Genomic DNA, 12933 nt, shown 5'->3' with positions numbered 1-12933 from the left:
TGCTTTGTATATTGCATTACATACAGCAATTCATGAGGTGTAGTTATGTTGCAAGAAAAACTAGAACGCATCAATGAGCTTCGCAAACAAGCGATGTCTGATCCTGAATTCATGAAGTCTGCGCAAGCACACGCTGATGCGATTAAACACGAATATCATCCCACTCCAAGCAAACGTAGCAAGAAACCCAAAACATTGTCCGATATCTACCAAGGCTACGATTTTGGAATTTAACTCATAGACAAATACAAAAAAGGAGAGCATAAGCTCTCCTTTTTGATGGTTCGAATAGCCTTAGAACACTGTAAACAGTCTTTAAATAAAAGACCCAAACTAAGCTATCGTCCCCACTCTAAACGGACGAATTTTTCTGATAGTCATTGGATTTTGACCACCTTGCGCAGACAACCTTTTGGCTTGAGTGCGTTTTAATTGAATGTGACAAAGTTCCAATATCAAACCAAACGCCATCGCAAAGTATACGTAACCTTTGTTGATATGAATTGCGAAGCCTTCTGCCATCAACAAGCCACCTAACAACACCAAGAACAATAACGCTAGGGTTTTGAAGCCTGGGTATTGGGTGACAAGGTTATTGATTTTCTCTGCCGTCAACACCATGACCACCGCCGACGCTAATATCGCAGCAACCATAATTGGCACTTCACTTGTTAAACCAACCGCCGTAATGACAGAGTCCATAGAGAAGACCGCATCCACCGCAACAATCTGTAATAACACCACCGCCAAGCCTGCGCTTACTCGTGTCGAATGCGCACTTTCATCGTGAGTCAGCCAGCTCCAAAGCTCTTTCAAACTCTTGGCCAGCAAAAACGCACCACCCAAGATCATAATGACATCTCGTCCAGTGAAGGCGAATTTAGCGATTTCGAATAAAGGTTGCGTCAATGACATGACCCAAGTGATCGAAAAAACTAACACGATACGCGCCATAACGGCCAAGCCAATACCTAGGTTTCGGGCCAACTTGCGTTGATGTAGTGGAAGGCGCTCACAAAGTACGGAGATAAACACGACGTTATCAACACCGAGTACGATCTCTAAGGCAAATAGTGTGGCAAAAATAGCCCATGCTTCAGGCTGAAGGAAAAGTTCTAACATGATTGCGGCTCCAGAAAAGTGGAACCAATAGAATTGTAAAGTCGACTATAGGGGTCGTCCATTTAGGGTTAATACCTCTGTTACTTAGGGATCGCAAGTAAATCACCAAACCCTCTAACGAGCAATATGGCAGAATGTAACTAAACATGTCGTTGATTCATAAATTGATACATGCAACCCCAAACAGTGAATACGCGCCAATATTGCTTAGTTCGTCACAATTCCATCTTTGTATAGCCACTTGTATACAAACTGAAGTATTATTGTTTTATTAGGGACATAAATCATGAGAGTGCTGTAATCAGATGGGAAGCCTGAAAAACTCTGTAAGTAAAAGCGTAAAGACCAAAGTTGCTGGTCAGACGCAAGATGACGTCGTTTATTGTCATATTTTTGATGCCATATTAGAACAACGCCTTCCTCCCGCAACCAAACTAAATGAAGAAGCTTTAGCGGAAATTTTTGGTGTGAGTCGCACCATTATTCGTCGAGCACTGCTTCGATTATCGCTTGAAAAAGTCGTCGATATTCGACCGAATCGTGGCGCTATTGTTTCCGCCCCTTCGGTTCAAGAAGCACAACAGATTTTCAAAGCTAGAGAAGTGCTTGAACTCGCCATTACTGAACTCGCTGTTGTAAGCGCAACCAAGGCGCAAATTGCTGAGTGCCGTAAATTGGTCGAAGAGGAAAACGCCGCCTTTGCCAAAGACGATTACGGCAGTGGCCTGCGTTTATCTGGTGAGTTTCATATCAAGCTCGCCGAAATGGCAGACAACGCTCCTTTGCTAGCCTTCCAACGCAGTATTGTCTCGCAGTCGTCACTGCTTATTGCAATGTACGAAACGGGCAACCACTCCAACTGTTCTCAAGATGAACACACCATGTTGCTTGATGCTATTGAGAACGGCGATGAAGAAGTCGCACTTGAGCTTATGAAAGAACACTTAGAACACATTCGTTCTAAATTGAATCTCGATGGAAACAACGCCTCCAACGATCTTCACGTGGTGTTCTCAGACGTGCTTAAGAACAAAGCGAGCTAAGTTGAATAACACGTTATAAGCCAACCAAATACGGTTGGCTTTTTTGATCCTGCTTGTTCCCTCGAAATTTCCGCAGCTTATCGTTTTAAACAACGAAATAATCATGACTGATTTTTTGTAACACGGAATCGACGCCTGAACCCTGACTTTATTAAATAAAATCAGACACATAAACTACTCACTTCATTCTAAAATCGATTAAAAGCCTTAGTTTTGTTGCTATTTTGTAAAATTTTAGTTGACCTCTTGGTCAAATTATCCAATTATTGACCCAAAGGTCAGAAAATTATAAAAACGAACTATCACGGAACAAGGAGGTCTCTTGATTACTTTTCTACTCAATCAAGAAATCAAGCAGGAAGTAAATGTGTCCCCCAACATGACTGTGTTGAACTATCTACGCACTCATGTAAAGAAAACTGGAACAAAGGAAGGTTGTGGTTCTGGTGACTGTGGGGCATGCACTGTCGTATTAGGTGAGCTCGTCGATGGGCAGCTGAAGTATCGCAGCGTCAACTCGTGTCTAACGTTTATTTCTGCTCTACACGGAAAACAGCTCATTACGGTGGAAGACTTACAAGAAAAAGGTCAATCACTCCACCCAGTGCAAGAGGCAATCGTCGAGTTTCACGGCTCACAATGTGGCTATTGTACACCTGGTTTTATCATGTCGATGTTTGCATTGACCAAAAACAAACCTAACGCAAGCAAGCCTGATGTTATGGAATCTCTTGCGGGCAACCTATGCCGCTGTACGGGTTATCGTCCTATCGTCGACTCGGCTTTATCACTTTGCTCAGAAGAACGTATTGTTGACCAATTCTCTGAATTAGAGCGTGCAACCATTCAGAAGCTTGAGAGTATTCAAGATGAAGATGCAAACTTACGCCTTGGTCATCTCACTGCTTTTTCGCCAAAAACTACTGACGAATTGGCCAAGCTTTACAAAGCACACCCTCAAGCCAAATTGGTTGCTGGCAGCACCGATTTAGCGCTTGAAGTAACTCAATTCCATCGTGAAATCGAAACGTTAATCAGTGTGAATCTGGTTGAAGAAATGAAAGTGTGTGAAGAGACGGACCAAACGTTAGAAATTGGTGCCAATCTGCCTATTTCCGATGCGTACCAACTGCTGACTAAGCACTACCCTGATTTCGGAGAACTTCTACATCGCTTCGCCTCACTTCAAGTACGTAACCAAGGCACGATTGGCGGCAACATTGCCAATGCTTCCCCTATCGGTGACACCCCGCCGCTACTGATCGCGCTTGATGCTAGCATTCAGCTTCGTTGTGGTGATGAAACGCGTGTGATTCCAGTGGAAGAATATTTCATTAGCTACAAAGTGACAGCGCAGCAAGAGAGTGAGTTCATCGAAAAGATCATCATTCCAAAACCAAGTAACGACAGCTTCCGAGCATATAAATTGTCAAAACGTTTAGACGATGACATTTCAGCAGTATGCGGCGCTTTCGCCATTACTGTAGAAGATAACGTCGTGACAGACGCACGAGTCGCTTTCGGCGGTATGGCAGCAACACCTAAGCGCGCCACACTTTGCGAACAAGCGCTAATCGGTCAAGCATGGAATGAAGAGACCATAGCCACCGCAATGGAAGCAGTGAAAAACGATTTCGAGCCGCTTTCCGATTTCCGCGCCAGTCAAGAGTACCGCACTATTTCAGCTGCCAATATGCTTAAGCGCTATTACATTGAAACCAATAACACCAGTAATCTGATCGAAACGAGGGTAACGTCTTATGTCTAACGTGAATCATCAGCAACTGACTCACGAAGAGATGGTTGCCATTGTCAAACAAGATTTGAAAACCGGCGTGGGTAAGAGCGTTAAGCACGACAGTGCACCTAAACAGGTAACTGGTGAAGCGGTCTACATTGACGATCGTCTTGAGTTTCCAAATCAGCTGCATGTGTATGCTCTTTTAAGCACACAAGCGCACGCGAAAATCACCAAATTGGACGTATCGCCTTGTTATGAATTCGATGGCGTTGCCATCGCAATTACGTCCAAAGATGTGCCCGGTCAATTAGATATCGGCGCGATTCTACCTGGCGACCCTCTGTTAGCCGATGGCGTTGTGGAGTATTACGGCCAGCCTGTTATCGCTGTAGCCGCAAACGACCTAGAAACGGCCCGTAAAGCGGCTCATGCCGCCATCGTCGAATATGAAGCACTACCTGCTATCCTTGATGTCAAAGAAGCCCTTGCCAAAGAGCACTTTGTGACTGAAAGCCATCAGCAAAAGCGTGGTGACTCTCAAAAAGCGCTCGCAAAGGCCAAACATATCATTGAAGGCGAGCTTGAGATCGGCGGGCAAGAGCACTTCTATCTAGAAACCCAAGTCAGTAGCGTTATGCCAACCGAAGATGGTGGCATGATTGTCTATACCTCAACACAAAACCCGACTGAGGTTCAGAAGCTTGTCTCGGAAGTGCTCGGCGTTGCCATGCACAAAGTCGTTATCGACATGCGCCGCATGGGCGGTGGCTTTGGTGGTAAAGAGACTCAAGCGGCTGGACCTGCCTGTATGGCAGCGGTTATCGCACACCTAACAGGTCGTCCAACCAAAATGCGCTTGCTGCGTAATGAAGATATGACCATGACGGGTAAACGTCACCCATTCTACAACCAATACAAAATCGGTTTTAACGATGATGGTGTGATTGAGGGAGCTGAGATCATTGTAGCCGGAAACTGCGGTTACTCTCCTGACCTATCTAGCTCTATTGTCGACCGTGCTATGTTCCACTCAGACAATGCCTACTATTTAGGCGATGCGACCGTAACAGGCCATCGTTGTAAAACCAACACGGCATCGAATACCGCATACCGCGGGTTTGGTGGTCCACAAGGCATGATGACTATCGAACACATCATGGACGAGATCGCTCGTTACTTGAAAAAAGATCCGCTCGAAGTGCGCAAAGCCAACTACTACGGTGAAGAAGGTCGTGATGTTACCCACTACTATCAAACCGTAGAAGATAACTTCTTGCCGGAAATTACTGAGCAACTCGAACAAAGCAGTGATTACCACGCGCGACGTAAAGAAATTGCCGAGTTCAACCGCAACAGCCCGATTTTGAAAAAAGGCTTATCCATTACTCCAGTGAAATTCGGGATTTCGTTTACCGCGACTTTCCTAAACCAAGCTGGGGCACTGATTCACATATACACCGATGGCAGTATTCATTTGAATCACGGTGGTACTGAAATGGGCCAAGGCTTGAATATCAAGGTGGCTCAAATCGTAGCAGAGGAGTTTCAAGTAGATGTTGACCGTATCCAAATCACTGCAACTAACACCGACAAGGTGCCGAACACCTCGCCCACTGCGGCCTCATCGGGCGCCGACCTCAACGGTAAAGCCGCGCAAAACGCTGCAATAACCATCAAACAGCGCCTCATAGAATTTGCATCGTCACACTTTAAAGTCACGCCAGAGGAAGTGATTTTTAAGAATGGTATGGTACAGATTCGTGAAGAAATTATGACGTTTGCGGACTTTGCTCAGCTGGCATGGATGAACCAAATTTCATTGTCGAGCACCGGCTTTTACCGCACGCCAAAAATCTATTATGACCATGAGAAAGCGCGCGGTCGCCCTTTCTACTACTTCGCTTACGGAGCATCGTGCTCAGAAGTAATCATTGATACGCTGACTGGTGAGTACAAAATCCTGCGCGTCGACATTTTGCATGATGTTGGTGCATCACTAAACCCTGCGATCGATATTGGTCAGGTTGAAGGCGGATTTGTACAGGGTGTGGGCTGGCTAACAACCGAAGAGCTGGTTTGGAATGAACAGGGCCGCTTAATGACCAACGGACCTGCAAGCTACAAAATTCCAGCCATTGCAGATATGCCTATCGACTTTAGAACTCATCTTTTGGAAAACCGCAGCAACCCAGAAGATACCGTGTTCAATTCAAAAGCCGTTGGTGAACCACCGTTCATGCTGGGTATGTCTGTATGGAGTGCGCTTAAAGACGCAATCTCATATGTTGCTGTGGACGGCGCAATTCCAAAACTCGACACACCCGCGACACCTGAACGGGTATTAATGGCGGTACAAGCCGTCACACAAGGACAGAAAAACATAACCACGACAACAACGGAAGCAAACTAACAGGAGAGGTCACTATGTTTAAGGACAATTGGATTCATGAACTCGCGAAGCTTGAAGAAAACCACGAGCCTTGTGTCATGGTGACCGTTTTGGAAGACCGAGGCTCTGTGCCGCGTGACGCGGGCACAAAGATGCTGGTAACACGAGACAAGATTATCGCCACCATCGGTGGTGGTCATCTCGAACACGTAGCATCAAAAATGGCACGAGAGATGCTTATTTCAGGAGAGAGCGCACTAAAAGTAGAGCGCTTTAATCTTGGAGCGCGCCTCGGTCAATGCTGTGGCGGAATGGCGACGTTAAGCTTCGAACCTATTGGAACAGCGCAGAAACACTTGGTGTTATTCGGCGCTGGTCATGTCGCAAAAGCACTACTGCACATAGTGTCGACGTTACCATTTAGAGTGACCTGGATAGATGAACGAGAGGCAGAGTTCCCAGAAGTGCTCCCAGATGGCGTGAAGAAATTGGTGTCAGATGACCCTGTTGGTGAAGTAAAACACATGCCACCGAATAGCTACTATTTGGTCATGACTCATAATCATCAACTCGACTTCGACCTGTCAAAAGCCATCATTGATCGTAATGACAGTGCGTACTTTGGAATGATCGGTTCATTGACCAAACGTAAGAAGTTCGACTTTAGGTTATCTCAGCGCGGCTATACACAAGAGCAGATCAACACCATGACCTGCCCTATCGGTATAGGCGCAATTACCGGCAAACACCCTGCAGAAATCGCTGTATCTGTCGCAGGGGAACTGATCTCACTCTATCAAGGCAATCCAGTAGAGCAAAAACGTCCGGATCCGTCGCAAGCACTGCATGAAGTAAGTTAAATGCTTACTTAAAGGACTCAGAATTTGAAGGCCAATTTGTGAGGAGTTGGCTAAAAGGAAGTACCATGACATCACAGCGTAAGGCCTACAGAGCCAGTATTTTACACAGCATTGCTGACCCGAAAGACGTCGGGTTAGAGAACTCGTATGAGTTTTTTGAAGACGGCATGATTGTCGTTGAACACGGTCATATCATCGATATTGGCTCAGCTACAGACGTACTAGCAAGACACCCAAAGCCACTAAAAGTCACCACCTATAAAGACAAGCTGATTACGTCAGGTTTTATTGATACTCATATCCACTATCCACAAACAGGCATGATTGCCTCTTACGGCGAACAGCTATTGGATTGGTTGGAAAACTATACCTTCCCAGAAGAAAGACGATTCAAAAACCCGGTTTACGCACACAAAGTCGCGAAACTGTTTTTGGATGAACTGGCGAGTAACGGAACCACTACAGCCTTGGTGTTCGGTACCGTACACAAAGAATCGGTCGATGTTTTCTTTGAAGAGGCAGAGAAACGTAAGCTTCGTATGATAGCAGGTAAAGTGCTCATGGACCGCAATGCACCAGACTATCTAACCGAAACGCCAGAATCAGGATACCAAGCGTCTAAAGAGCTAATCGAGAAATGGCATAATCGCGGCCGTTTACTCTATGCCGTCACGCCGAGATTTGCGCCAACCAGCACGCCAGAGCAACTTGCAACCGTAGGCAAGTTGCTTGAAGAATACCCAGACGTTTACATGCATACGCATTTATCGGAAAACAAGAAAGAGATTGAGTGGGTACTTGACCTCTTTCCAGAACGTGAAAGCTATCTTGATGTCTACGACCATTACGGACTGCTTCACAAGCGTTCGGTGTTCGCTCATGGCATTCACTTATCTGATTGCGAATGTCAAAGGTTAGCGGATACAGAATCTGCTATCGCTTTCTGCCCTACTTCCAACTTGTTCCTTGGTTCAGGCCTATTTAAGTTGAATAAGCTTGAGGAGCATGGCGTGCGTGTTGGTATGGGCACCGATGTGGGTGCGGGAACCAGCTTTTCGATTCTACAAACAATGAGTGAAGCGTACAAAATCATGCAGCTCCAACAAGAAAAGCTGCACCCATTGAAATCGCTCTACTTAGCAACACTAGGCGGCGCTAAGTCTCTTCATTTGGAAGACAAGATTGGTAACTTAGCCGTTGGCAAAGAAGCCGATTTCGTGGTGTTAGATCTTCACGCAACTCAATTGATGCGTTTTAGAATGAAGCAAGCCACTACTCTAGAAGAGAAACTGTTTGTATTGATGAGCCTTGGTGACGATAGAACGGTCTGCGAGACGTATATCTTTGGCGACAAAGCTTATGACGTTCAAGGCGAGCGTGATAAGCGCTTAGTCAGTTAACTAAACATAGCAATAAATCGAAGGCCCTTAATGGGCCTTTTGTTTTATCTAGATAAACAATTTCGAGAAATAATTTAAAAAAAAGCGCATTTTTTTGTTAGATGAACGAATTCTGAATATTAACTTCAAATCTCGTTAAGATTGACTCAGGCATAGTAGCACCATCAAATGAACACAACGCCTACTTTGAGGTTTTTATGAAAAAAGTAATCATCACTACAGCACTTATTCTTACTTCTGGTTTTGCAGCTGCGAAATCTATGCCTGCAACTGGTGGTTTCAACGGGCCTAATGACGGTGCTCAAACAACTGTGACCCAGGCACTTAATGCGAAAGACGATACCATGGTGCAAATCACAGGTAACATCACACACTCTTTGGGCGATGAAAAGTATCAATTCACCGATGGTAGCAACACCATCGTTATTGAAATCGACAACGAAGATTGGCGTGGTGTTAACGTAACTCCGAACGACCGCGTGATAATAACTGGCAGTATCGATAAAGACATGATGCAAGACGCAACGATCGACGTAGACCGCGTCAATATCGCAAGCTAAACACAATGAACTTGTCTAAGAATAACTACTAGCCACCTATTCCCCTAAAAGAACCCTGCTCTTACAAGTAGGGTTCTTTTTTATTTCCCAAACGCATTCATAGAATATTGATACCGTCTTTTTTCAGTTTTTTTCTAGATGAACGAATTCTGAATATTAACTTCAAATCTCGTTAAGATTGACTCAGGCATAGTAGCACCATCAAATGAACACAACGCCTACTTTGAGGTTTTTATGAAAAAAGTAATCATCACTACAGCACTTATCCTTACTTCTGGTTTTGCAGCTGCGAAATCTATGCCTGAGCAAGGTGGTTTTAACGGCCCTATCAAAGGCGCACAAACAACAGTCGCTCAAGCGCTAAGTGCCAATGATGACGCTCCGGTTCAAATAACAGGTAACATCACGCACTCTTTGGGTGACGAGAAATACCAATTTACAGACGGCGCGAACACCATTGTGATTGAAATCGATCGTGAAGATTGGCGCGGTGTGGACGTTACTCCAAATGACCGTGTAACAATTACTGGTAGCGTAGACAAAGACACGTTGGAAGATGCAACAGTTGACGTTAAACGCGTTGTCATCGCGGGTTAATAGCCAACAATACTCATCCAAGTTTCAAAAGCGGCTGTCATTCAGCCGCTTTTGTTTGGTTGATAGGTTACCAACATCACACCCAATATAATTAATAACGCCCCGCCAATTCGTTGTGGCGTCATTTCAATTGTCGGATATCCCAATAATCCATACTGATCATAGAAAATCGACGTGATAACCTGACCACAGACGATAGAAATCGCCAACGCCAACGCCCCAAGTTGCGGTGCTAAATAGATCGACATAGCGATATTAAAAGCCCCTAAAAGGCCCCCTATCCATGCCCACCAAGGTAGCGATGAGATAGAACCTTGAGGAAACCAAGGTTTGCCTTCAATCACGACCAGCAGGCCTAGCACAACTGTTCCAACCACAAATGAAACAAACGCCGCTTGTAACGATGAACTCATACCAACTTTCAATTGCGCGTTGACGCCAGCTTGAGACACTAAACCAACCCCAACAACAACGCTGAGTATCACCAGTACGACACTTGTTACGTTCACATCAGTCTCCCGTCAAAACACACTCTTACAAGCGTAGCACTTCATTCATAATAAAATTCATGTACATTAGTACGATAACAACGTTGATTTAGGGATATGACATGAGCAAAAAGGTATTCGCAGTTATTGGTACAGGCGCTATTGGAGGTTATTACGGAGCAAGACTCCACCACGGCGGCAATGATGTGCACTTTCTCTTCAATAGCGATTATCAACATGTCATCCAAAACGGCTTAAAAGTCCACTCCCATTATGGTGATTATTCGATTTCAGCTGAAAGCTTAAATGCTTATAATGCAACGTGTGACATGCCCAAAGCCGATATCGTTCTTGTCGCGCTCAAAACCACCCAAAACCACCTTCTCGAAGCACTGATTCGCCCTTTATTAAAACCCAACACACTTGTTATGTTGCTTCAAAATGGCATTGGTGCGGAGCGAGAGGTAGCTGAACAATTTAACCTTCCTTTTGTTGGAGGCGGATTGTGCTTTATTTGCTCAAATAAAGTGGCGCCTGGACATATTGACCATATTGATTACGGCCGTATCACTATCGGCACTTATGGCGATGCTGGCATTGAAGCACTCGAAGACTTTGCCAATCACCTGACTCAAAGCGGCGTAGAAGTCGATGTCGATCAACGTATCATAGACGCAAGATGGAAGAAGCTGTTGTGGAATGTCCCTTTCAATGGACTGTCGACCGTACTCAACGCCGATACTGCTGAAATGATGAGCTGCGAGGAGCTGGTTAATCTCTCAAAAGAAATCATGATTGAAGTTCAACATGCCGCAAAAACCACGGACACTGACATTTCAGACACCTTGATTGATACCATGCTATCAAACACCGCTAAGATGAAGCCTTACCTCACTAGCATGTTACTCGACAGGCGCAACCATCGAGAACTTGAGATTCAATACATGTATAAAAACGCGATTGATTTAGCAATAGATCAAGATGTCGCGATGCCTAAAACTCAGGCGCTTTATGAACAGCTCTGTTTTATCAATAACCAGATTAAAAGCGTGAAATAATCATGGCCAATCCTGAATTTAAAGAAGACTTAGATGCACTGGATAGGCTCAGTGTCTGCTTTTATCGGTTGGGTATATCACTATTTTCCATCGGCTGTTTTCTGGCAGCCGCATTAAGCTACGAAGGTATCACGCTCGCCAGTGTGACATCTCCATTTGATCAATGGATATTCTGGATGCTGCTTACATCCACGGTTTTATCCGCCGCCAACATCCACGTTTACGACAAAACGGTCAGAACGGTGATAATGTGGAGTGGCTGGTTAGCACTACTATGCGTGGTCACAGACCTCCCAACGTGGGTATCGCTTGGCTTTTGCTTTGTGGTGTTTTCCGGCATTGCACTCAAAGAATCATTCTGCTTCAGAGTACCCGGACTCAAACTGATACCTGTTCTTCTCGTTATCGCAGTACTTTGCACTGCCCTGAACAAACTACCAGTTTTAGTTGCGCTCTACATCGCTGTCGGCGGAATTATGGGTTTCTTGTCATTTAAGAAATGGCAAATGCCGCTTCACTTCGATATTGGCATTAAAGCAAATTATCAGATTTAGTAATTAAATCTCTGCTACAACCACCCCTGATTAGTGATAATATCTCCGCAACAGAATTACCGAGATACACTATGTTTATCCATCACGTTAACGGCATCGACTGGCTGGTGATTACAGCCTTTGAAGAACTAAAAACCATGTTTATCGAAGATGCCGGAGCGATCCCCTCGTGCTTCTCTAACACCAGCGAATTAAGCCTGATTGACCAAGCCAAACGTACTCATGGATATTTGCCTTCACTCGACGGCGAAATCACCGATACTGGCACATTTCAACGTCAAAATAACGAAGAAGATTTGAACCCACAGCTTGCCTGCCTAGTTGAAGGACGTGGTCGGGTGTTTATCTATCACGGCGGCTTTGTGGCTTTTGTGGATGATGAGCAAACCTTTATTACCCAGATGATGGGCTAGACTCTATTCGGTAAGTTAACATCCGCGAAATGACATCACTAGTAATATAATTAACTTCAATGGCATACCTATTTTAGCCAAGCGTTAGTTATCAAATATACACTCTGTTTTTTTGATGATTCCACCCTAAGAACTTAAAAGCGAACCTAAGTGGTTAGCGTTCTTTTTGAGGGGTAAACAAAAAACTCTAGAAAGGCAAAAATACTTAGAATATTACAGATCATCTATGGCACTAATGACAAGAATGCACAATTTTTCGTCATTCCGTATTTGATGCGGAATCTACTCACGCGCACACTAAAAGTCGAAAAGTATGCTGCCAGTGATTGCTGGGATGGTAAGTAAATGGACAAAAATAGTCTACGTCTGTTCGTATTCTCCGTGCCCCAACTGGCCATCATCCTCACGAAAGTGAGGATCTCCTACCGCGTGTAGGCAACTGAAAACCTTCACTAAGTCACGTAAATCAGCTTCGCGACGCGCTGAATTAGATCCCCTTTTCTAAGGGGATGACAGTAATGTTTGGGGATGGTGTGAAACACGGAAAGGAGCAAAAATAAGCTAGCTTCGACCGCCAGTTTGTGGAATGGACCATATGATTCAGTGGGCGTTGTCAGTAGATCCCTGCCTTCGCAGGAATGACAGGACCTGAGTTTAGGCATTTTTCCGGTTAGTAGCTCAACTCTTAAAGGGGCGTGCGACGTGAAG

Annotated in this window: 13 protein-coding genes; 11 read left to right on the top strand and 2 right to left on the bottom strand. The window is 44.9% G+C overall.

Going from position 1 to position 12933, the window contains the following annotated elements:
- The first annotated feature begins 45 nt into the window (after positions 1–45).
- Positions 46–234 carry a hypothetical protein gene (locus HW45_RS16995; RefSeq protein WP_006070636.1) on the top strand — a complete coding sequence of 63 codons (189 nt, stop codon included), beginning with the start codon at positions 46–48 and terminating at the stop codon, positions 232–234.
- 99 nt (positions 235–333) lie between these two features.
- Here the strand turns inward: HW45_RS16995 and HW45_RS16990 are convergent, their stop codons facing one another.
- Positions 334–1122, bottom strand: a complete 789-nt coding sequence (locus HW45_RS16990; protein ID WP_038228416.1) for a TerC family protein — start codon at positions 1120–1122, stop codon at positions 334–336.
- 305 nt (positions 1123–1427) lie between these two features.
- Between HW45_RS16990 and HW45_RS16985 the strand changes: the two genes are divergently transcribed.
- From HW45_RS16985 to HW45_RS16955, 7 genes are all read left to right on the top strand, one after another.
- The gene (locus tag HW45_RS16985) at positions 1428–2165 is read left to right on the top strand and encodes a GntR family transcriptional regulator (RefSeq protein WP_038228415.1); all 738 of its coding nucleotides are present in this window, start codon (positions 1428–1430) and stop codon (positions 2163–2165) included.
- Positions 2166–2487: 322 nt separating this feature from the next.
- On the top strand, positions 2488–3933 hold the full coding sequence (gene xdhA / locus HW45_RS16980; protein WP_038228414.1) for a xanthine dehydrogenase small subunit: 1446 nt from the start codon (positions 2488–2490) through the stop codon (positions 3931–3933).
- On the top strand, positions 3926–6316 hold the full coding sequence (xdhB, locus tag HW45_RS16975) for a xanthine dehydrogenase molybdopterin binding subunit (RefSeq protein WP_038228413.1): 2391 nt from the start codon (positions 3926–3928) through the stop codon (positions 6314–6316). Before xdhA ends, xdhB begins: the two co-directional genes overlap by 8 nt.
- 14 nt (positions 6317–6330) lie before the next feature.
- Positions 6331–7155 carry a xanthine dehydrogenase accessory protein XdhC gene (gene xdhC / locus HW45_RS16970; protein WP_006070631.1) on the top strand — a complete coding sequence of 275 codons (825 nt, stop codon included), beginning with the start codon at positions 6331–6333 and terminating at the stop codon, positions 7153–7155.
- Positions 7156–7220: 65 nt separating this feature from the next.
- On the top strand, positions 7221–8555 hold the full coding sequence (gene guaD, locus HW45_RS16965) for a guanine deaminase (RefSeq protein ID WP_038228412.1): 1335 nt from the start codon (positions 7221–7223) through the stop codon (positions 8553–8555).
- Between the two features lie 197 nt (positions 8556–8752).
- Entirely contained in the window at positions 8753–9115 is a 363-nt protein-coding gene (locus tag HW45_RS16960; protein WP_038228411.1) for a YgiW/YdeI family stress tolerance OB fold protein, read from the top strand.
- 234 nt (positions 9116–9349) lie between these two features.
- On the top strand, positions 9350–9712 hold the full coding sequence (locus HW45_RS16955) for a YgiW/YdeI family stress tolerance OB fold protein (RefSeq protein ID WP_006070629.1): 363 nt from the start codon (positions 9350–9352) through the stop codon (positions 9710–9712).
- A gap of 41 nt (positions 9713–9753) precedes the next feature.
- Here the strand turns inward: HW45_RS16955 and HW45_RS16950 are convergent, their stop codons facing one another.
- On the bottom strand, positions 9754–10221 hold the full coding sequence (locus HW45_RS16950) for a DMT family transporter (protein ID WP_038228410.1): 468 nt from the start codon (positions 10219–10221) through the stop codon (positions 9754–9756).
- Between the two features lie 101 nt (positions 10222–10322).
- Here HW45_RS16950 and HW45_RS16945 point away from each other — a divergent pair, with 101 nt between their 5' ends.
- The 3 genes from HW45_RS16945 to HW45_RS16935 all read left to right on the top strand — a co-directional run bounded on the left by HW45_RS16945 (position 10323) and on the right by HW45_RS16935 (position 12225).
- A complete protein-coding gene (locus HW45_RS16945) occupies positions 10323–11258 on the top strand; it encodes a 2-dehydropantoate 2-reductase (protein WP_038228409.1) in 936 nt (311 codons plus the stop codon).
- Between the two features lie 2 nt (positions 11259–11260).
- A complete protein-coding gene (locus HW45_RS16940; RefSeq protein ID WP_038228406.1) occupies positions 11261–11812 on the top strand; it encodes a DUF2301 domain-containing membrane protein in 552 nt (183 codons plus the stop codon).
- Positions 11813–11883: 71 nt separating this feature from the next.
- Complete coding sequence (locus HW45_RS16935) at positions 11884–12225, top strand: hypothetical protein (RefSeq protein WP_038228404.1); 342 nt, start codon at positions 11884–11886, stop codon at positions 12223–12225.
- Positions 12226–12933: the final 708 nt, after the last annotated feature.

Source organism: Vibrio sp. ER1A, from assembly GCF_000733315.1.
In the GTDB taxonomy this organism is placed as follows: Bacteria; Pseudomonadota; Gammaproteobacteria; order Enterobacterales; family Vibrionaceae; genus Vibrio; species Vibrio mediterranei.
The sequence above is the reverse complement of the archived record's forward strand: the minus strand, read 5'-3'. Positions and strand labels throughout refer to the sequence as shown.

Bases quoted from the DNA above. Each gene is read 5' to 3' on its own strand.
- xdhB (WP_038228413.1), top strand. From the start codon at position 3,926: ATGTCTAACGTGAATCATCAGCAACTGACTCACGAAGAGATGGTTGCC.
- HW45_RS16945 (WP_038228409.1), top strand. From the start codon at position 10,323: ATGAGCAAAAAGGTATTCGCAGTTATTGGTACAGGCGCTATTGGAGGT.
- HW45_RS16985 (WP_038228415.1), top strand. From the start codon at position 1,428: ATGGGAAGCCTGAAAAACTCTGTAAGTAAAAGCGTAAAGACCAAAGTT.
- xdhC (WP_006070631.1), top strand. From the start codon at position 6,331: ATGTTTAAGGACAATTGGATTCATGAACTCGCGAAGCTTGAAGAAAAC.
- HW45_RS16960 (WP_038228411.1), top strand. From the start codon at position 8,753: ATGAAAAAAGTAATCATCACTACAGCACTTATTCTTACTTCTGGTTTT.
- HW45_RS16935 (WP_038228404.1), top strand. From the start codon at position 11,884: ATGTTTATCCATCACGTTAACGGCATCGACTGGCTGGTGATTACAGCC.
- HW45_RS16990 (WP_038228416.1), bottom strand. From the start codon at position 1,122: ATGTTAGAACTTTTCCTTCAGCCTGAAGCATGGGCTATTTTTGCCACA.
- HW45_RS16995 (WP_006070636.1), top strand. From the start codon at position 46: ATGTTGCAAGAAAAACTAGAACGCATCAATGAGCTTCGCAAACAAGCG.
- guaD (WP_038228412.1), top strand. From the start codon at position 7,221: ATGACATCACAGCGTAAGGCCTACAGAGCCAGTATTTTACACAGCATT.
- HW45_RS16940 (WP_038228406.1), top strand. From the start codon at position 11,261: ATGGCCAATCCTGAATTTAAAGAAGACTTAGATGCACTGGATAGGCTC.
- HW45_RS16955 (WP_006070629.1), top strand. From the start codon at position 9,350: ATGAAAAAAGTAATCATCACTACAGCACTTATCCTTACTTCTGGTTTT.